Source organism: Methanosarcina acetivorans C2A, from assembly GCF_000007345.1.
Taxonomy (GTDB): Archaea; Halobacteriota; Methanosarcinia; order Methanosarcinales; family Methanosarcinaceae; genus Methanosarcina; species Methanosarcina acetivorans.
In genome coordinates this window covers 5,622,639-5,642,169 of sequence record NC_003552.1, presented here as the reverse complement: position 1 = coordinate 5,642,169, position 19,531 = coordinate 5,622,639, and the positions used below count along the sequence as shown (strand labels likewise).

General features: G+C 44.1%; 18 protein-coding genes. 17 read left to right on the top strand and 1 reads right to left on the bottom strand.

The annotated features are described in order from the left end of the window. The first annotated feature begins 29 nt into the window (after window positions 1–29). Both MA_RS24880 and MA_RS23870 read left to right on the top strand, forming a co-directional pair. Window positions 30–1,082 (top strand): hypothetical protein, encoded by a 1,053-nt coding sequence (locus MA_RS24880; RefSeq protein WP_052279226.1) that lies wholly within the window; start codon window positions 30–32, stop codon window positions 1,080–1,082. Between the two features lie 16 nt (window positions 1,083–1,098). After that, a complete protein-coding gene (locus tag MA_RS23870; protein ID WP_048066021.1) occupies window positions 1,099–1,803 on the top strand; it encodes a hypothetical protein in 705 nt (234 codons plus the stop codon). An 87-nt stretch (window positions 1,804–1,890) separates the two neighbouring features. Here MA_RS23870 and MA_RS23865 read toward each other — a convergent pair whose 3' ends face one another. Next, window positions 1,891–3,318: a right-handed parallel beta-helix repeat-containing protein gene (locus tag MA_RS23865; protein WP_011024450.1), complete on the bottom strand. Its 1,428-nt coding sequence runs from the start codon at window positions 3,316–3,318 to the stop codon at window positions 1,891–1,893. Window positions 3,319–3,503: 185 nt separating this feature from the next. On the opposite strand from MA_RS23865, the gene MA_RS27800 reads away from it, so the two are divergent. The 15 genes from MA_RS27800 (at window position 3,504) to MA_RS23790 (ending at window position 19,326) form a co-directional block, all read left to right on the top strand. Beyond that, window positions 3,504–3,674 carry a hypothetical protein gene (locus MA_RS27800; RefSeq protein WP_157860409.1) on the top strand — a complete coding sequence of 57 codons (171 nt, stop codon included), beginning with the start codon at window positions 3,504–3,506 and terminating at the stop codon, window positions 3,672–3,674. A gap of 133 nt (window positions 3,675–3,807) precedes the next feature. Continuing rightward, entirely contained in the window at window positions 3,808–4,500 is a 693-nt protein-coding gene (locus MA_RS23860; protein ID WP_011024449.1) for an ArsR/SmtB family transcription factor, read from the top strand. Beyond that, complete coding sequence (locus MA_RS23855) at window positions 4,497–6,758, top strand: CDC48 family AAA ATPase (RefSeq protein ID WP_011024448.1); 2,262 nt, start codon at window positions 4,497–4,499, stop codon at window positions 6,756–6,758. The genes MA_RS23860 and MA_RS23855 overlap by 4 nt, the downstream gene beginning before the upstream one ends. A 159-nt stretch (window positions 6,759–6,917) precedes the next feature. Beyond that, a complete protein-coding gene (gene hsp20, locus MA_RS23850) occupies window positions 6,918–7,442 on the top strand; it encodes an archaeal heat shock protein Hsp20 (RefSeq protein ID WP_011024447.1) in 525 nt (174 codons plus the stop codon). A gap of 33 nt (window positions 7,443–7,475) precedes the next feature. Continuing rightward, window positions 7,476–7,973 (top strand): archaeal heat shock protein Hsp20, encoded by a 498-nt coding sequence (gene hsp20, locus MA_RS23845; RefSeq protein ID WP_011024446.1) that lies wholly within the window; start codon window positions 7,476–7,478, stop codon window positions 7,971–7,973. A 1,365-nt stretch (window positions 7,974–9,338) separates the two neighbouring features. Continuing rightward, entirely contained in the window at window positions 9,339–11,759 is a 2,421-nt protein-coding gene (gene mbhE / locus MA_RS23835; RefSeq protein WP_011024445.1) for a hydrogen gas-evolving membrane-bound hydrogenase subunit E, read from the top strand. Further along, entirely contained in the window at window positions 11,759–12,214 is a 456-nt protein-coding gene (locus MA_RS23830) for a monovalent cation/H+ antiporter subunit B (protein WP_011024444.1), read from the top strand. The genes mbhE and MA_RS23830 overlap by 1 nt, the downstream gene beginning before the upstream one ends. Next, window positions 12,207–12,632 carry an NADH-quinone oxidoreductase subunit K gene (locus MA_RS23825; RefSeq protein ID WP_011024443.1) on the top strand — a complete coding sequence of 142 codons (426 nt, stop codon included), beginning with the start codon at window positions 12,207–12,209 and terminating at the stop codon, window positions 12,630–12,632. Before MA_RS23830 ends, MA_RS23825 begins: the two co-directional genes overlap by 8 nt. Beyond that, window positions 12,629–14,197 (top strand): proton-conducting transporter membrane subunit, encoded by a 1,569-nt coding sequence (locus MA_RS23820; RefSeq protein ID WP_048066018.1) that lies wholly within the window; start codon window positions 12,629–12,631, stop codon window positions 14,195–14,197. Before MA_RS23825 ends, MA_RS23820 begins: the two co-directional genes overlap by 4 nt. Further along, complete coding sequence (locus MA_RS23815) at window positions 14,194–14,691, top strand: Na+/H+ antiporter subunit E (RefSeq protein WP_011024441.1); 498 nt, start codon at window positions 14,194–14,196, stop codon at window positions 14,689–14,691. Before MA_RS23820 ends, MA_RS23815 begins: the two co-directional genes overlap by 4 nt. A 56-nt stretch (window positions 14,692–14,747) precedes the next feature. Next, window positions 14,748–14,963 carry a monovalent cation/H+ antiporter complex subunit F gene (locus MA_RS23810; protein WP_248698068.1) on the top strand — a complete coding sequence of 72 codons (216 nt, stop codon included), beginning with the start codon at window positions 14,748–14,750 and terminating at the stop codon, window positions 14,961–14,963. Beyond that, window positions 14,963–15,334: a monovalent cation/H(+) antiporter subunit G gene (gene mnhG, locus MA_RS23805; protein WP_011024439.1), complete on the top strand. Its 372-nt coding sequence runs from the start codon at window positions 14,963–14,965 to the stop codon at window positions 15,332–15,334. Before MA_RS23810 ends, mnhG begins: the two co-directional genes overlap by 1 nt. Before the next feature lie 377 nt (window positions 15,335–15,711). Beyond that, window positions 15,712–15,894, top strand: a complete 183-nt coding sequence (locus MA_RS23800; RefSeq protein ID WP_048066017.1) for a hypothetical protein — start codon at window positions 15,712–15,714, stop codon at window positions 15,892–15,894. A gap of 323 nt (window positions 15,895–16,217) precedes the next feature. After that, a complete protein-coding gene (locus MA_RS23795; RefSeq protein ID WP_248698067.1) occupies window positions 16,218–16,910 on the top strand; it encodes a metallophosphoesterase family protein in 693 nt (230 codons plus the stop codon). 460 nt (window positions 16,911–17,370) lie between these two features. Continuing rightward, window positions 17,371–19,326: a hydantoinase/oxoprolinase family protein gene (locus MA_RS23790; RefSeq protein ID WP_011024436.1), complete on the top strand. Its 1,956-nt coding sequence runs from the start codon at window positions 17,371–17,373 to the stop codon at window positions 19,324–19,326. Window positions 19,327–19,531: the final 205 nt, after the last annotated feature.

Here is a 19,531-nt window from a genome sequence, read left to right as displayed (position 1 = left end):
GTTTGTCTTCTCTGGGTTGGGGGATTCGAATGAAAGTAAATAGTACCATCGTAGTACTTGCCGCCTTTCTGGCTCTGGCTGCTTTTTCAGCATTTCTGGTTTTCGCTGAAGGCAATAGCATAGTTGAAACTTCTAAATATTCTGGAGCGCAGCTTGATGAAATTGCTTCTGATGATAGTTCCTTAAAGGCAGTTTCAGGAATCCCTGGGAATAATATCATTCAGAAGATCGAGGTTCAGGATAGTTCGCTTGAGTTCCAGGAGTACTGGGACGGGTTTGAAACTGTTACAATAGATGTTCAGGAATTCGAAAATGCCGCTGCAAATGGGAATGTACACCTCAGGTTACTGGAGAGAGATTTTGAAATAGAAATCGAGGATATTTCCAGACTTAACGGAGGGAAATCTTATCGTTATTCGGGGTATGTTAAAGGAATACCTGACAGTAGGGCAACTTTCTATGTATGCGGAGAACTATTTAGCGGCTCCGTAGAGTTTGAAGACCTGATGTATAATATTGCGGTGACTTCCGAGACATATAATGGAAAAACAGTCCATACGGTATTTGTAATGGACTGGAAAAAAGATCGAGAGAGATTGGTACGTTCATTGAATCCCCTGAGATTCATTTTTATCTCCGGTTCAGCAGGAAGTTTTTCAGGGATTGAGGAGATAACTATGGCTGAGAAGCGTGATGGAAAGGCCGTCCATCTTGTATGCAGATATTATAGCGAGGGTATTGAAGAAAAATTAGATCAGGAATTTTCTTCGGATCTTTTGCAGTTCTTCCTTATATATGATGATAAAGAAGTGCACGAGATCTGTATCGAAATTCTCGACTTTTATAATGAATCAATATTCCACGAGACTTACTCATTGAGTCCGGGCACGGAAATCTCTTCTCCTGAGCTTGGTGTGGATCTTGGAGTTTACAGATATGAGCTCACTCTGGACGGAAATTTTGCTTTTGAACAGAAAGTAAGAGCTGATCATGCTTCCGGGTCCGGCTCCTCTGAAAAACTGTGCATCTGCCTCATAGACCACCCGGGATATCCGCTGGCAGTCGGGATTGAATCTACCTGAGGGGGTTTTAACACATATGCAGGAAAAATCAAAAGGTGTAATTGGAATAATCCTTGCTCTGGTATTCTTATATTATGCTCTTCCTCTATTCTATGAGACTTTTAATTATTATCCTCCCATGGAAGAGGATATGCCTCACGGAAAAACTGTACAGATATGGAGCACTCTTACGAATCAAAGAGTAACCCTTGACGCTGATATTCCTTCGATACCCGTAAATCAGCTCCCGTTATATCAGGGAAAATCTTTCTCAAGCACTCTGAATGTCAGTTTTATTAATTCCGTCGAGTCTTACAATAATAGGTCTTATAATAATGAATATCCCGGGGAAATCTATTTTCTGGTCTCGGATCAAGAGATTGAGGATAGCAGGTTTGATTTAATCGATAATAAGATTTTAAAAAGCAGGTTTAACTTGGACTCTAATGCTTCAGATCCGGAATACCTGCAAATTGCAGGGTTTCAGACAGTGGATTTCAACGAATCGGACAAATACATAATTCAGCAGGTAAGATACAGGAACTTCGTCACTCAGAAAGGTAACCTGCCAATGTTTTCCCTGGGAAGGATCAGGATCACTGATGTCAAATTTGTTTATTTCAACGGTTTTGATACTTATCCCTACAGATATGACGGTCAGACCACATATTACCCTGCATGGGAAGTCACGGCTGAAACCTCAAATTACGGGAGTGAAGTTTTGATGATCAGAGCATTTTAATGACTTTATAGTAAACATTATCCGGTACTTTATACTCATTTACGGTACTTTTTATCCATTATATCTTGTTTTTCGGATCAGAGTATCTTATTCCTGTTTTCTTTTCACGATTATTGCTGCAATCCCAACAATGGCTGTTGTCATAAAGCAGCCGATGAATGGCACTCCTCTTAACCGCGTTCCCGGATCTTCTTCCATTTCCTGCGAACTGATTTCAGGTGTGCTGAGTTCGTTTGAGCCTATGAGAATCTCGTCGGAACTGACAAGAACGTCCCCCAGCAGATTTGAATCCATTCTATTGCCTTCAAGCTCATTATTGCGGCTGGCTTCCGCAAGAAAAATTCCATATTTTCCGTTTGAGCCCATCGAATTATTTTTCAGCTTATTGTTATCACCTGAAATGCCGATATAGATGCCGTAAGCCGTGTTATTTGAGGCAGTGTTGTTGCTCAGGATATTATCGCCTGATCCTCCCCATTCAAAAATAGCATCATCGTCGATTTCTGTTCCTCTGTTCCACAGCTGAATCCCGTTTGCATTATTCAGGTTCACAAGGTTGTTACGGAGAAGATTATAGTCACAGTCCATTAGACTGATCCCGTGGTTTGCGTTGTTCGAAGCATTATTGCCGTTTAATGTGTTATTGTTTGAGTAAAGTAAAAAGACTCCATCCATTCCATTAAAGTTTATAGTATTGTTTTTCAGGGTATTGTTCTTCGAAAATCCAATTTCGATTCCGTTTCTTTTATTCGAATTTACTATGTTACCGCTTATTGCATTGTCAGCAGAGGATTCAATATCTATTCCGCATTTGTCGTTATTCGATATGGTATTGTTCCTTATCGTATTGTTATTTCCCTGGACTTCAATGCCTATTGTGTTTTCGAAGACTGTGTTTCCATCTACCCTGTTATCGGAGGAAGAATAAATTATGACGATTCCTGCGATATTTCCTGATAAATTATTGCTCATTATAGTGTTGTGGTCCGAAGACCTGAGTATAATCCCGGCATCATTGTTTTTCGGAAGTTTGTTATTGATAAGGGTGTTATTGCTGGAATCAATTAGGAAAATACCTTCCCTGTTGTTTGAGATGTAGTTGTTATCAATTGTGCAGTTCTTTGTCTCCTCAAGATAAATCCCATATTTATAGTTCCCCGAAGTTCCGGAGGCATCTTTTATTTTAAATCCTTTAATTGTTACGTTATCCGAAGCAATTTTGAAAACATGCTCTTTTTGAGTGGCAGCCAGGACAATAGTATTTTCCGGATTTCCGGACTTTGATATGATTCTTAACTCCCTATCGACGACAAGATTCTCTTTATATGTGCCGGGATAAACGAGGATTGTGTCTCCGGGATTTGCATTATTTATTGCTTTCTGTATTGATTTGTAATCTCCTTCCTCGCCATTGTTCACTGTAATGGTATCTGCCGATGCTGGACCCGCAAGTGCCAGAAAAACGAATCCGATGAATAGATACATTTTGACTTTCATATACAGGTTTAGATCCAACTGAATCCTCCGTCCAGTATCCTTTACAGTTTAAATCAGTTTCTTACGTTATTTGCTTATTGTGGTCTTTTTGTCTTCGTCTTTTGTTGTCCTCTTTTTGCCCTCATCTTTTCCTTTTTCTTTTTCAGCATTTTTCACGCAAACTGATATCTTCAGCAAACTTTATATATTATCATTGCTAACTAATGGTTACTAACTATTACATACGCGCAATAGTTAGCATCTGGCCAGGGGATTTCGGGCAGGGACTTCCTGTAACTCCTGCTATACAGGTTCTTGAAATCTCTTACTTGGGATTCGAATCTCAGGAGAGAAACACTTCAACAAACCGCGGAAGGGACCTGAGCCACTATTAAATCCGCGTCAAATATAAATGATAATATAATGTACATATTATAATAACTCCTGCAAAAATATATAAAATACGAAATTCAAAACTTACCGTCAATATACATCATAAAATTTCAATAATTACCAGAGGGAAAAAACATGGACCCAGCGAAACTACTTGACATCCTGGGGAATGAAAACCGCAGGAAGATAATTCAGCTTCTTGCAAATCGCCCCTGCTATGTCAGTGAAATTTCAGGCAGGCTGGGGGTAGGACCAAAGGCAATTATCAGTCATCTGAGCCTGTTAGAACAGGCAGGACTGATCGAGTGCAGTGTAGATGAGCAGAGGCGCAAGTACTTCAATATTGCAAATAATATGAGGCTTGAGGTGTCAGTATCACCTTATTCCTATACGATGTCTCTTCAGGACATTAATTTTGACAGGGAGAAAAAAGGGGAAAAATCTGCTGTCGAAAAAAAAGAAACTGCTGCCAGAGACGAATCCTCCTGCTTCTTCCTGAAACTGAGCAACAGGCTCCAGGAACTTAAAGCGAGACAGGAAGAACTTGTGCAGATGCAGAAACAACTACAGGTTGAATATACGGAACTGATGGACAGATGCCTGGACTCGATCGAAGAGGTTGCCAGAAACCCTGTAGAATGCGAGCTCCTGTTCGAGCTTCTGAAAAACGAGGCTACAGCAGCTGTCCTCTGTTATAACCTGCGCCTTCACCCGAGCATTATAACCTCTAACCTTATGGACCTTGCAGAAAGGGGTTTTGTTGAATACACAATTAAAAATAACCAGCAGTACTGGAGAATATGTGAGACCGGGGTTGAAAATAAATGACTGAAGAAATGAATCTGAGAGTAGCTGAGGCTTATCATAAAGATGTGGGCAGAGGAATTGCAAGAATTGATACCCGTCTTATGCAGGAAATGGGTCTTGTGAGCGGAGATATTATTGAAATCTCAGGCAGATCAAAGACTTATGCAATAGTCTGGCCTAACGTCGAGCGCGGACAGGAGAACAGGATCAGAATAGACGGAAACCTGCGCAGCAATGCAAAAGTCGGAATTGATGACAGAGTTACTATCCAGAAGGTTCAGGCAAAACATGCTCAAAGGGTCACACTTGCTCCATCCCAGCCTGTCAGACTTGTGGGCGGAGCCCATTACATCCTGAGGATAATTGAGGGCAGACCTCTGAACAAAGGTCAGCAGATCAGAGTTGAAACCGTAAATAATCCCCTGACTTTCGTAGTGGCATCCACAAGGCCTGCAGGGCCGGTCGTTGTCACCAAAGACACTGAAATTGTTATCAAGGAAAAATCAATCGAAGAAATCAAGACCCCGGAAGGGATTTCGTATGAGGACATCGGGGGGCTTAGACGGGAAATCCAGCTCGTAAGGGAAATGATCGAGTTGCCAATGAGACATCCTGAACTCTTCCAGAAGCTGGGAATCGAGCCTCCCAAAGGGGTCCTGCTTCACGGGCCGCCGGGAACGGGCAAAACCATGATTGCAAAGGCAGTTGCAAGTGAAACCGACGCCAATTTCATCACAATCAGCGGCCCTGAAATCGTTTCCAAATATTACGGAGAAAGTGAACAGAAGCTCCGGGAGATCTTCGACGAAGCTGAGAAGGATGCACCTTCCATCATCTTCATAGACGAAATCGACTCCATTGCTCCCAAACGCGGTGAAGTTACCGGAGAAATGGAACGAAGGGTGGTAGCCCAGCTCCTCTCCCTGATGGACGGGCTTAAGTCCAGGGGTGAAGTCGTTGTCATAGCTGCCACAAACCGCCCGAACTCCATTGACGAAGCCCTCCGCCGCGGCGGAAGGTTTGACAGGGAAATTGAAATCGGAATTCCTGACCGGAACGGCAGGAGACAGATTCTCCTGATCCACACCAGAGGCATGCCTCTTGAAGATGAAGTAAGTCTTGGAGAAATTGCAGATGTAACCCACGGTTTTGTGGGAGCCGATCTCTCCTCTCTCTGTAAGGAAGCTGCAATGCATGCCCTCAGAAGGATCACCCCTGAAATCGATATCGAAGAAGAGATCCCACAGGAAATCATTGACAACCTGGTGGTTACGAAGGAAGACTTCAGAGAAGCCCTGAAGAATATCGAGCCTTCAGCCATGCGAGAAGTCTATGTTGAAGTTCCGCATGTGGGCTGGGACGATATCGGCGGACTTGACAAAGCAAAACAGGAACTTATCGAGTCTGTTGAATGGCCTCTCAAGTATCCCGAAATGTTCAAGGCCGTCAATATAAAGCCTCCTAGAGGTGTCCTGCTCTTCGGGCCTCCGGGTACGGGGAAGACTTTGCTTGCAAAAGCTGTTGCAAGCGAGAGTGAAGCCAACTTTATAAGTATAAAAGGCCCTGAACTTCTCAGTAAATATGTGGGTGAATCCGAACGTGCAATCAGGGAGACGTTCAGGAAAGCAAAGCAGGCTGCACCGACTGTAATTTTCTTTGATGAGATCGACTCCATTGCTCCTGAAAGGAGCTCTGTTTCCGACACTCACGTATCCGAAAGGGTGGTAAGCCAGATCCTGACAGAACTTGACGGTGTAGAGGAACTCAAGGACGTGATCATAGTTGCTGCTACAAACCGGCCGGATATGGTAGACCCTGCCCTCCTCAGACCCGGCCGTTTTGACAGGCTCATTTACATAAAGCCGCCCGGAAAAGAAGGCAGAGAGAAGATCTTTGAGATCCACACAAAAGGAAAACCCCTCGCAGAGGATGTAAAACTCTCCGAACTGGCTGAAATGACCGAAGGGTATGTGGGTGCGGATATCGAAGGCATCTGCAGGGAAGCGGCAATGCTTGCCCTCAGGGAAATAGTCACTCCAGGCACTGACCGGAAGAGCATTAAGGAAAAGGCCGGAGACGTTCGCCTTTCAAAAAGGCATTTTGAAAGGGCAATCCGCCGTGTAAGGCCTACAACGTCCAGAGAAACCCTTAGCGCCTACGAAAAGAGTGCAGAGCTCTTTGCCAGGTATGCAGCCGAGCTTGAGGAAGAATCTTCCGAAGCAAAAGAAGAAGAAAAGGAAATAGAGGGAAAAGAAGTCCCGAATTTTCCTAAGGTCTAATGAGGCTTTGCCTGAAATGCCGGTAAATTCCGGCCCTTTTAATTTTTGTGGGAAAAACCCCTGAATTAATATTACCTTACTGATTTGAACAACAATACTTACCTTAGTAGTACTCATTTAAGAAACTCAAGACGCATAACTTAATAATGATGTGATGAGATGGACAGAGACAGGAGAAAAAAAAGTTTTTTCGATGAAATATTCGGAATTGATCCACTGAAGGATATGGAAGAAATGTTCGAGCGCCTTAGCGGTGATATGGACATGAGCATGGATAACTTCGGGCAGCACCCGTTTGTGTACGGTTTTTCCGTAACACAGCGTCCAGGGGAAGAGCCTGAAATCCGGGAATTCGGGAATATCCCAATGTTCGAACAGGCGGAAACCGGAGAAAAACGTTACCTTGACATAAGAAAACCCCTTATTGATGTACTGGAAACCGAGGAAAAGGTCCATGTGATTGCCGAGATGCCTGGCATCGAGAAAGAAAATATTCAACTGAACGCAACTGATTTAATACTTGACATCGAAACATTAAATGGGAATCCAAAATATTCCGAACGTGTTGAACTGCCAGTAAAGGTAGATCCTCAGAGCGCGAAAGCCACATATAAAAACGGTGTTCTGGAAGTTACCTTTCAGAGGCTGGAGTCCAGTTCTCGAACTTCAATCGATATCGACTGATCTTCGGGAGCGTGAGGAAAATCAGAGGTAATAATGGTGGGCATAAGAAAAAGAAAGGATTTCTTTGAAGATTTCGGATCTGAACTTTTTGACAACCTGGAAGAAATGATCGAAGCCCTCCTGGAAGAGATGGGAGATTCCGTTCCCTTTGTTTACGGATTTTCTATCATTCACCGCCCGGGGGAGGATCCAGAACTCCGGGAATTCGGAAACGTTCCGGAATACCCTCAACAAGAAGAGAACTTCTTTCCCTCAGAAACAAAAGAACCTTTAATTGACATCTTTGAAAATGAGAATATGGTGCACGTACTTGCAGAGTTCCCGGAGATTGAAAAGGAAGATATCCTGCTGCACGCTACAGGTCAGCATCTTGAAATAAAAGTCCTCGGGCTTTCCGAATATACTGAAGACGTGGATCTCCCTGTCCGGGTGGACCCGAAAAGCGCAAAAGCAAGTTACAAAAATGGAGTGCTTGAGGTTACCTTCAGGCGCTGTTCTGAAGAGAGCCCTGTAGAAATAGAGATCAATTAACCGAACAGATAGAGGACCGTTTCAGGGGGAGGGACAGGAAGCAAAAGCCTGAACCCTGACAAATATGCTGGGTGCAGAACCAGCTATATGGAAGAATTATATTGTTTTTCTTCTCTATTACAGAAGAGAAAATAATTCCGAACTTTTTTATCAACAAACTTGTATTTACTGACATTTTTGCAGATTACTGACATTTTGCAGATTACTGACATTCAGGTTACTGACATTGCAGGTTACTGAGATATTTTACGGGTTTTTGTGTTCAACCCTGTCCTTTTTAACTCAACAAAAGCAATTTTGGATTAGTCTTCCTTTTACGGGGGTTCTGGAGTTTTAATGTGTTCCGATCGCTTTTCAATTTTCATTCTTTTATCGAGAACTCAATTCCTGAAAATATTTCTTGAATATTTTTCTCTCACAGTTTAAAAACGGAAGGTTTCGAAGAATTATGTTAAATATACTCTTTTCCTTTTTGTGAACTTTTTTTGTCCAGAATTTCTTTTTTTTGACGAAAAACTTTCTTTCGGGTTTATTTCTATTTTGATTTTTTTTACTTTCAAAGAGCATATTTCTCTTTTTTATCTATTTAATTCATTTTATACCAAAGTTTCAATTTTTTGATATGCAATAATATATATTTTAAAATAGAATTAATTCAAATAAACTCACTAATGAATCATTCTCTGTTGCTTTCCCAAACTAAACCTCTTGATCCACAGTTTTAATGGTACAAATAAATTGTACTGATAGGGGGGATAACTTCTTAATTAATTTAATCAATTATTCCGATTAAATTGCTACTCATTAAGGTAAAAAACTTTTCTCTGACCTTTATTTTCATATTTTTTTTCTCGAAATTGCTATTTTTCTTGATAGTGTTTTTTGGAAATCTTCAAATATTTGGGAATCCACATGGAAATTAGTGAACCTGATGCTATCGGTTTTTGATCTTTGTATTTAATTGTCTATGATTCAAAATACTACAATAAGTTCCATTAAACCCCTATAAGGACAAAATCGGTAGCATTAAGAACAGAGAAAAGCTAAAATCCTAATGAGAAAGGTTGGATGTGATTTAAATCAAGTAAAAATCTGCAGTTTTGAAAGGGAGGTATTTACTGTAATCAGAGACTAATCTGGGAAGATTTCGCATGCAATTTTAGACGCAAAAGGGTTTGCTTGATACTGAAGATGCGTCCAGTAAAAACCGAAACATTTTTACTATATGACAAAAGAGTATACGCGAGGAAATTATAAGATTACATTATATCTTTATTTCCCATGTGGATTGAATTCTGGATTGAAACTTTTGAACCTGACTATTATTCACTATTAATAACCAAAAAGAGGTTGGGTTGATGATTCATGGATCCATTTAATGCAATAGTAATAGCTGTCTTTTTACCATTTATACTCGCATGGACATTACCTGTATTATATAGTGTATTCAAACAGAGGATTGGCTGGATTTCGGCACTCATCGCATTTACGTGTTTTGTGTTGAATGCCCAGATAATCCCGTACACTATGGCAGGCACTCCTGTGACGGGTTCGTTTACATGGTTGCCGGCAGCTGGTCTATCCCTGGACTTTTACGGAGACGGTATGGCCGTTCTCCTTGCACTAATCGTTTCAGGCGTTGGTGTTATCATCATGTCCTATTCAAACGGTTACATGTCCACAAAGGAAGACCTGCCAAGGTACTACCAGTGGCTCCTGCTCTTCATGGGTGCAATGCTGGGCATTGCCTATACAGATAATACGATCCAGATGTTTATTTTCTGGGAACTGACCAGTATAACATCTTTTATGCTTATCGGATACTGGAGAGAAAGACCGGAATCCGTATACGGCGCAACCAAGGCTTTTTTGATAACTGCCGGTGGCGGACTTTTCATGTTCGCAGGCTTCCTGATGCTCAGGGTTGTTACAGGTACTTATGGAATCTCTGAAGTTGCTCAGAGTTCCGAACTTCTGTCAACACTCCACGGAAGCCCGCTTTATGTTGCAGTCCTTGTGTTGATCTTTATAGGAGCTGCTTCCAAATCTGCTCAGGGTCCGTTCTATATATGGCTGCCCAACGCAATGGAAGCTCCGACCCCTGTAAGCGCTTTCCTGCACTCGGCCACAATGGTCAAGGCCGGTGTCTACCTGGTTGCAAGGATGCACCCCATCCTTTCGGGAACTCCCGAATGGTTAATCCTTGTTTCAGGGACAGGAATGATCACCATGGTGATGGCAGGTTTCATGGCGTTCCGGCAGACAGACATCAAAGCTATCCTGGCTTACTCTACGATCAGCCAGCTGGCTTACCTGATGACCATGTACGGGTACAGTACGGCCGAACACCCGGGACTGGGCTTTGCTGCAGCAACCTTCCACCTGCTGAACCACTCCACCTTCAAGGCTACCCTCTTCCTTGTTGCAGGTATCGTGGCTCACGAGGCGACAACTCGAGATATAAGAAAACTGGGTGGTTTGCGTAAGGAGATGCCAAAGACTTTTATCGTTGCGGTAATCGCAGCAGCTTCGATGGCTGGGGTTCCTCCCCTCAACGGTTTCCTCAGCAAGGAAATGTTCTACGAGACATCTCTTGAAATCGGAGAACTGGTTTCAGAAACCTATGGAGGCCCCTGGGCTATTATCTTCCCCGCTGTTGCAGTGGCCGGTGGTGTATTCACCCTTATGTACTCTATCAAACTGATAGATGGGATCTTCCTAGGAGAGAGGACCCACGACCACGATGTTCCCCATCACGTTCATGAAGCTCCCTGGGTTATGCTTGCTCCGGCAGTTTTCCTTGTAGGTCTGATCATCTTCTTCGGGCTCTACCCCACGTTCCCGATAAGCGTCCTGATCCAGCCTGCCTACAGCGGCCTTGTTCCCCATGCGGATCACCTGCATGTAGCGCTCTGGCACGGAGTTACCACGCCGCTTCTGATGACGATAGCAACGTTTGCCATCGGTCTTGTGCTTTACAAGTTCTATGATGCAATTGCTGCCTGGCAGAACAGCTTCAACGACAAGCTTCCCTGGATCAGTGTGAACTACTGGTACGATGCAACAGTAAACAACGCAAAGGGGATCACCCACAAGTTTGCAGCTTTTGCCCAACCAGGACCCATTGGAGTATATGTCAAGATGACACTGCTCTTCATGATTTTCCTGATATTCTGGCCGGTTTATATGTTTGGTATAAACCTGGGTATAGGCGTTGGCGACCTCCTGCCTGCAGGGATAATCTACGATGCTCAACCTTATGAAATCGTACTTTACTCTCTGATGATTCTGGCAGCGCTTGGTGCTGCGCTTCTCCCAAGGTATCTGCCTGCGGTCATATCCCTCTCCGAGCTTGGTTTCCTGGTAGCTCTGCTTTACGTATACCTCAAAGCTCCTGACCTTGCAATGACCCAGGTCTGTGTAGAAACCCTGTCCACCATTATCTTCATCCTGGTACTCATAAAGATTCCACAGAAATTCAAGGAGCCTATGCCGGCAGGCAAGGTTCTGGTGAACTTGCTAATCTCAGGTGTTGTTTCATTTGGAGTCCTTGCCGTAATGTTAAATGCAAATCTGGGGGTACTGGCTCCCTTCGAGACCTTCAATTACTACTTCATAGAGAAGGCTCTGGCAATGACCGGCGGACTTAACGTAGTTAACGTGATAGTCGTGGACTTCAGAGGGTATGATACCATCGGAGAAATCTCAGTCCTTTCCCTGGCAGCCCTTGGCGTATACAGCCTTATCCTGAGCAGAGCAAAAAAGGTGAAGGGAGGTAAGGAATAATGGCCGATACCACGGTAATTACCAAAACAATCGCGAAGGTCTGTTTGATGATCGATATGCTGTATTCGATCGATCTTCTGCTTATAGGTGGTAACAGGCCAGGCGGAGGTTTCATTGGCGGTGTGCTGTGTGCAGCCGGAATTGGACTTATCTACGTCGCATACGGGTATGATGCAATCAAGAAAATTTGGAACCCGGACTGGCACATGTGGTTTGGATACGGGCTTCTGTTCGCAAGTATAACTGCTTGGTCCCCATTATTTGCAGGTCACAAATACTTCAGAAGCGCCTTTGATTTCGTTCCTGTAGAAGTAGGAGGTATGCACCTGTTTGAGCTTGAACTGGTCTCATCGATGTTCTTTGACCTTGGTGTGTACTTCGTAGTTGTCGGAGGTCTGCTGTTTATTGCAACTAAATTAGGAGCCGATAAAGGTCCGGAGGGAGAACATGAATAATTTTTTCCTTGAGCTTACAATCGCTCTGCTCTTCGGGATAGGAACTTTCCTGGTCCTCCGCAGGGACATGATGAAAGTTATCATCGGTTTCGGTATAATTTCCCATGCCATTAACCTGTATATCGTTGGAAGCGGAGTTTTCACCGAAGGTACCCTTGTACCGATTCTGGAGCATGAACAGGCTTTAGAAGGTCTTGGCCAGGGGCTTATCTATAACGATAACCTGACATCTGGAATTCTAGGGCCGATAACAACCAATCCGTATACAGAATTCGTGGATCCTCTTGTGCAGGCCCTCGTGCTCACGGCAATTGTGATCGGGCTTGCAACCACCGCATTCGTATTGACTCTTTGCTACCGCGTCAATGAAGAATATGGTACTGTTGATGTCCAGGAACTCAGGAGGCTTCGAGAATGAGCTTCTTAATGGATAATCTGCCGATGTTCCTGATTGCTATCCCTCTGTTAATGGCTCCGGTCACAATCCTGATCAAAGGTAATCCCGGGCTGCAAAAGGTGCTCGACATCGTAGTTGGCTTTGTCTTATTGTGCTTAAGCGTGCTCCTGATCATAACCGTCTGGAACAACGGAATTATTGCATATGATGTAGGAGAATTCGGAAAGTACGGGATTGTACTTGTAGCCGATCTGCTGGGTGCAGGGATGGTTCTTCTGAGCTGCTTTATTGGTTTTTTGAGCTTAATTTACTCCTATGATTACATAGAAGACCAATCCCTGAACCAGACCTACCACTCCCTTTACAATCTGATGATTGCAGGTATTAACGGGATCTTCCTGACGGGTGATATCTTCAATATGTTCGTCTTCTTCGAAGTAATGCTGCTTTCCTCGGCAGCTCTGATCGTTGCAAACGAAACCTCAAAGGTTACGAAGATTTCGGACAAGATGGAAGCCACAATGAAGTACCTGGTTCTGAACATTCTCGGGGGTAATGTGATGCTGATAGCAGTCGCGTCATTGTATGCATCCATCGGTTCCCTGAACATGGCAGACATTACCCTTAAGATCAGGATGCTAGCCGAGACAGGGGCTGTGCCATGGCACCTGTATGCGGTGGGTCTGCTCTTTATCATTGTATTCGGTGGTAAGGCAGCAATGTTCCCTCTGCACTACTGGCTTCCGGATGTACACCCCACAGCTCCGTCCCCGATCAGTGCAATGCTAAGTGGTGTGATCATAAAAATCGGAGCTTACGGTATACTCAGGGTTCTCTTTATGGTCTTTGCTCCTTTTCAGGCAGTGTACGGGCCAGTTATCCTTTTCACGGCTCTGGTCACCCTGGCCCTTGGAGCAACCTCGGCAGTAGGGCAGTCGGACGTAAAACGCATGCTGGCTTATTCCAGTGTATCCCAGATAGGATACATCTTCCTGGGCTTTGGGATGGCAGCAATGGCAAACGTAGCCGGGGAGACTGCGGCTGCAACTCTAATCCTTGGCGCATCCGTGGTCTACATGATAAACCATGCACTTGCCAAGAGCATGTTATTCCTTACCTCGGGTGGAATCATCCACACTGCCGATACAAGGGATATGCGCCAGATGGGAGGCATGATCAACACAGCTCCTATGATGGGTGTTGCTTTCCTTGTGGGAGCCATGTCCATTGGCGGAGTGCCCCCGATGGGAGGATTCATCGCCAAGTTCATGCTCTTTGATTCAGGTCTTAGGGCGCAGTTCTACCTGCCCATAGGGATAGCTCTGATCTTTGCAATCTTTACTCTCTTCTACATGTTCAGAGGCTGGATGCTTATATTCTGGGGAGAAAGGGATCCACAGCATGGCGAATATTCTCACCACAAACTGTCCCCCCTGATTGTAGCTCCAATCCTGATACTGGCAGCGATTGTGCTGATCGTCGGACTGTACCCCCAACCAGTTGTGGAGTTCTCACAGACCATTGCAAACCAGATAATTGATCCGCAGCCTTATATTGATGCGGTAATAGTGAGGGTGATCAGATGAAGCGTCGCACAATTACTTATATGGCACTTCCTGTAGTTTGGTGCCTTGTTAGTGGGCAAATAACCCTTGGAAGTGTGCTTCTCGGTCTCATCTTTGGAGTTGTAGTAGTAGCTCCCTTCAGCGAGCTTTACAGGCTGGATGAGGTGGTACACCCCACTGGAGACTGGATTTCAAAGATTCCGAAGAAACTCAAGTATTTTTACGTTTTAATCAAGGAGATCATAAAGGCCAACATAGTAGTCGCAAAGATCGTCATCAAACCCAAGATCGATATCAAGCCCGGAATCATTGCGGTTCCTATCCGGACCAAAACCAATATCGGAATTACGGGTATTGCCAACACAATTACCCTTACCCCCGGAACCCTGACCGTGGATATTTCGGATGACAAGTCGGTTCTCTATGTGCACTCTATCGATTCAACCGATCCACAGGGCGTTCGTGACTCCATAAGAGACGACCTTGAGTACTATGTACTGGAGGCATTCGAATGATTATTACACTGGAACAGGCAAATTTCCTGGCACTGGTTGTTATGGTAGTCGCCCTGGTGCCGAGCACGTACAGAGTTCTGTATGGTCCGACCCTCCCTGACAGGATTGCGGCATCAGATGCCGTGGGGAACGTCCTTGCGATGATATTTGCGCTCTATGCTTTCCAGGGGAGTTCGATCTACCTCATGGACGTAGCCATGCTGCTTTCAATTATCTCCTTCGTTGGAACGGTAATAGTAGCAAAGTATCTTGATACGGGAGAGGTGCTGTAATGGATATAATTTCCACTGTACTGGACATTCTCAGTATTATTTCCCTTGTGATAGGGCTCCTATTCCTCTGTCTGGGAATGCTCGGCCTGCTGCGTTTGCCTGATGTATACAACAGGTTGCACGCAACAACCAAGGTTGCAACTCTGGGTGCCCTCGGAGTCCTGCTGAGCATTATCATCCAGGAGGGTTATACACCTATGGGAGTAAAGGCATTTACTGTAGCCATGTTTATTCTGCTTACAGCTCCCATATCAGGGCATATGATCGGCAAGGCAGCCTACAGCCACGGTGTAAAACTCTGTGAAGGCACATGCATTGATGAATACGGGCCATCACGCGGACCACAGAGCGTATCAAAGAAGAAAAAATGAATCTGTAATGAATGTGTTTGGGAAACACATTCATCTTTTTGTTTTTTTATCGGGTTTTTTCTGATTGATAATTCTTCGATAAGGTTTTTGCTTCTTTTTCTCAAGTTCCAATTCGGTTTTTTGAGTTAATCGAAGTTTTATTTCTGCTTCTTTTTCGTTTTCTCAGATATTGTTTTTCCCGGATAATACGGTAAAAAAGTAGAGGGTTTCAAAATTTGAATGAGTGAGTTTATTTCAGCAGGATGAAAATCAGCCCGGACATAAAAAAAGGCTTATTTTGATATTGAAGGTTAATGTTTTTTCCAAACAATAAAATCTTTCTTGCCTTCTAAAAAGGGCGTCAGGTTATGCTATATATTTTTACTTTCCATCTATTTATGCCAGTAAATCCCGGAGAAATTAAGGTCTCCTTTGTCAGGTACGAAGAACCTGGGCTTTTTTTTGGGAACCAGCTTGGAAGCGAGTCAGAACAGGATCTGAAAACAGGTCTGAACAGGACTCTACAGGATAACAAGACCGAATTTAAAATAAGGAAAATTCTAAGTCAGAAAAAGTTCTGAAAAAGGAAAGAAATGGTCTTAAAAGGGTCAAATTGGACCGAAAAATGAATCAGAACCACCTTTAACAAATGATTCGCATTGAAGAAGATCTTTTGAATTAAAATCACGGATGGAATATTTTTCGGGATTCAAACTGGTTTTATATAGATTACTTATTTTGAAGGTATTTTTTATTATTCATATAGACTAAATCGAATAACTATATATTACCCTTTGCGAATTCTAATCCTGAAATACCAGAAATATGAAAGCAGGAAAGAGAGGTAATAGTTATTATAAGACTGGTACATCTTTCGGACATTCACTTCTCAGAAGCGTTTTATATGCCTGAGATTGCAGATACAATGCTTGAAAAAATCAATCAGAATAATCCGGATATTGTTGTCATTACAGGAGACCTTACAGAAAACGGGCTCGCAGCCGAGTATAACGGGGCAAAAAACTTCATTGACAGGATCGAGTGCAAAAACAAGGTAATAGTCCCCGGAAATCATGATTCCAGAAATGCAGGTTACCTCTTCTTCGAAGACATTTTCAAGGCCAGGTCTTCTTCCGGGAGTTTTGGGGAAGTCACAGTCGTAGGGCTTGATTCGTCCCAGCCGGAACTTGAAGAAGGGCACATCGGAAGGGAAAACTACGGCTGGATAGAGGAAGCTTTCTCAACAGCCGGTTTCAAGGTTTTTGCCCTTCACCACCACCTGATCCCAATCCCCAGGACAGGAAGGGGCAATAATGTGCTTGTGGACGCAGGGGACGTCCTTGAGCTTCTGGATCGTTCGGGGGTAAACCTTGTGCTCTGCGGGCACTGGCATATTCCCTGGGTTTGGAGATTAAATGATATGCTCGTTGTCAGTGCAGGAACAGTCTGTTCTTCCAAGGTTCGGGGAAAAGCCACACAGTGTTACAACTACATTGAGCTTGAAATGCCTGAATCCGACTGTACTCGGTGGCACCTGCAGGTTCACAGGTTTTTCTATGGGGGGAAAAAAGAGAGAGTTGTTGACAGTATAATTTAATGATATATGTTGTTGGCGATAATGTTGTTGGCGATAATATTGTTGACGACAATAACCGTACAGTTAATGTGAAATTTAGACCCGAAAAACCCTGAGAACTTCAGATTTCTTTTATTGTTTCCTCAACCTACATTTTTATTTCAGTCGAATACCCCGCTAGCTTGCTGCGGGGTGCGCCAGCGCAACTTTGATTTGTTACTTCAACATTACATTTTTTCGTAATCTCTTTCATCTTACGCTTTTTGTCTTTTCCTCCATTTCACGTTTCTTTTATCAGTTCCCCCTCTCTCCTCCTCTTTTTTATTGCTCTTTCCTCTATCGTCCGCATAATTCTTTTCTTTCAATATTTCATCCCTTCTATTATTTCAGCCCCCTCAATATTTCACCACCTGCAAAACCTGAGGCTCCTGCAAAATCCTTATCGGCTATGTTATATTTTTCTGAAAATAAAGTATAAATCATGAAACTGGGCCTAGGAATCGATACTGGTGGGACATACACCGACGCCGTCTTAATGAACCTGGCAGACGGCAGCATTCTTGATTTTAACAAGGCATTAACAACCCATTCCAATCTGGTTGAAGGAATTGAAAATGTAGTTGCAGGCTTAAGGCAGGAATACCTGAAAAATATAAAACTCGTTTCGGTATCCACAACCCTTTCTACAAACTCCACACTGGAAGGCAAGGGCCATCCTGCAGGACTGATCCTGGCAGGCTATACAGTCAACGGAGATATCCCGGCGCGTGAGATGATCTCCATAGTTGGCGGCCACGATTCAAAAGGAAACGAAGTCAGTTGCCTCGACCTTAAACCCGTGGAAGAATTCGTTAGCGGCACAAGAGGCAAGCTCTTTTCATATGCCGTGTCTTCTTATTTTTCCGCAAGGAACCCGGAACACGAGCTTTCGGTAAAAAAAACAATAGAACAGCTGACCGATAAACCCGTAGTCTGCGGGCACGAACTTTCCCTTAGCCTGGGAGCTTACGAAAGGGCGGTAACTGCAGTCCTGAACGCTCGCCTAATCCCTATAACTTCTCAGTTCATCCGGGCTGTTTTATCGGTAATGGAAGCACGAAATATCAAAGCCCCGATGATGGTGATGAAATGCGACGGCTCCCTTGCATGCATCGAAGAAGCTCTTGAAAAGCCTGTGGAGTCCATTTTTTCAGGCCCTGCCGCAAGCCTTGTAGGGGCTGCCCATATCAGCGGTTTGAAAACTTGCGTGGCTGTGGATGTGGGGGGCACTAGCACCGATATTGCCCTGATAGAGGACGGCGTTCCCGAGATCAGTGAAAACGGGGCTGTAGTGGGGAACTGGAAAACCATGGTCAGGGCTGTCAGGATAAGGACCTCAGCTATGGGAGGAGACAGCCATGTATGGGCACAGAAGAAACTCTATATCGGCCCTAACAGGGTAATTCCCCTATGCCTTGCAGCTTCAGAATATCCTTTCCTCGAAGACAGGTTGAGGAAAGCCGAAAGAATATCGGACAGGTTAATGGATGATATCTTCCAGCCAGCAAGTTTTTTTGTCAGGAGTGGGAGCCGCGAATCCGATGATGATCTACAGGACCTTAATTACTCTATAGAATTTGAACTGGAAAACCATGAGCGCCAGATCTTTGCTGCTATAGGATACGAACCGGTTTCAGTATACGATATTGCAGAAGTGGTTGGAAAACATCCTCTGCAGTTTGTAAAGGCTCTGCGTTCCCTGGTCCAGAAGCGCTGCATCTATCATATAGGTTTCACCCCTACGGACGCCCTCCATGTGCTCGGAGAGTATGAAATGTGGAACGGTAACGCTTCTTTCCTGGGTGCGGAACTTCTTGGAGGCTACCTCGGGCTGGATCCCGAAAGTTTTTCCAGGGAAATAAAAAGAAGTTTTGCAAAAAATATCGCTCTTGACCTGCTGACATTCTTTGCAAAAGATTTCAAGCGGGAAGACCTTGAAAAACTGCTGGCAAGCTCTCGTTTCACAAAGTTCAAAATCGATATTCCGGTCGTAATGATCGGGGCTCCGGTCAAAGCCTACGTGCCCGAACTCAGGGAGTTTATCGATGCGGATATCCGGGTTCCAGAATTCCATGAGGTGGGCAATGCAGCAGGAGCCCTGGCCGGCAATATCATAAAGAGAAGTGAAATTCTTATCAGGCCGGCAGGTTCCGGAACCGAGCAGTATTATGTATTCTCCGAAGTAGAACGGAAGGTCGCAGATAATTATCACGAGGCTGTGGACTATGGGCTGGAGCTTATGGGAAAACTGATTTTCGGCCATATGGACGGGTACGGGCTTCAGAAAGAGCAGGTCCGTTTTGACCTTGAAAGAAAGGACTTCACTCCGGGTTTCGGAGCCCAAAAAGAGACCCGCCTGATGGGACTTGGCATCGGAAACCCTCTGAAACTTAAATAAATCTCAACCGATAACTATGTTCTTAAATACCTTCTTCTTTTTTCCCTTCCCACTTTAATTTTTCCTGAACTTTCGGGCCTGATTTTGTCACGGGCTTTGATAATCTCAAACCCTTTAATTATTTCCTTCCATTTGATTATTCCGGGGATCCTGTCGAGGTGAAACCGGCTGATTCAATCTAAACCTGGAAAAAAACGCTATCGGC

What these genes read in the sequence shown, in the direction of transcription:
- MA_RS24880 (WP_052279226.1), top strand. Translation starts at nt 30, where the DNA reads ATGAAAGTAAATAGTACCATCGTAGTACTTGCCGCCTTTCTGGCTCTG.
- MA_RS23870 (WP_048066021.1), top strand. Translation starts at nt 1,099, where the DNA reads ATGCAGGAAAAATCAAAAGGTGTAATTGGAATAATCCTTGCTCTGGTA.
- MA_RS27800 (WP_157860409.1), top strand. Translation starts at nt 3,504, where the DNA reads ATGGTTACTAACTATTACATACGCGCAATAGTTAGCATCTGGCCAGGG.
- MA_RS23860 (WP_011024449.1), top strand. Translation starts at nt 3,808, where the DNA reads ATGGACCCAGCGAAACTACTTGACATCCTGGGGAATGAAAACCGCAGG.
- MA_RS23855 (WP_011024448.1), top strand. Translation starts at nt 4,497, where the DNA reads ATGACTGAAGAAATGAATCTGAGAGTAGCTGAGGCTTATCATAAAGAT.
- hsp20 (WP_011024447.1), top strand. Translation starts at nt 6,918, where the DNA reads ATGGACAGAGACAGGAGAAAAAAAAGTTTTTTCGATGAAATATTCGGA.
- hsp20 (WP_011024446.1), top strand. Translation starts at nt 7,476, where the DNA reads ATGGTGGGCATAAGAAAAAGAAAGGATTTCTTTGAAGATTTCGGATCT.
- mbhE (WP_011024445.1), top strand. Translation starts at nt 9,339, where the DNA reads ATGGATCCATTTAATGCAATAGTAATAGCTGTCTTTTTACCATTTATA.
- MA_RS23830 (WP_011024444.1), top strand. Translation starts at nt 11,759, where the DNA reads ATGGCCGATACCACGGTAATTACCAAAACAATCGCGAAGGTCTGTTTG.
- MA_RS23825 (WP_011024443.1), top strand. Translation starts at nt 12,207, where the DNA reads ATGAATAATTTTTTCCTTGAGCTTACAATCGCTCTGCTCTTCGGGATA.
- MA_RS23820 (WP_048066018.1), top strand. Translation starts at nt 12,629, where the DNA reads ATGAGCTTCTTAATGGATAATCTGCCGATGTTCCTGATTGCTATCCCT.
- MA_RS23815 (WP_011024441.1), top strand. Translation starts at nt 14,194, where the DNA reads ATGAAGCGTCGCACAATTACTTATATGGCACTTCCTGTAGTTTGGTGC.
- mnhG (WP_011024439.1), top strand. Translation starts at nt 14,963, where the DNA reads ATGGATATAATTTCCACTGTACTGGACATTCTCAGTATTATTTCCCTT.
- MA_RS23800 (WP_048066017.1), top strand. Translation starts at nt 15,712, where the DNA reads ATGCCAGTAAATCCCGGAGAAATTAAGGTCTCCTTTGTCAGGTACGAA.
- MA_RS23795 (WP_248698067.1), top strand. Translation starts at nt 16,218, where the DNA reads ATGCCTGAGATTGCAGATACAATGCTTGAAAAAATCAATCAGAATAAT.
- MA_RS23790 (WP_011024436.1), top strand. Translation starts at nt 17,371, where the DNA reads ATGAAACTGGGCCTAGGAATCGATACTGGTGGGACATACACCGACGCC.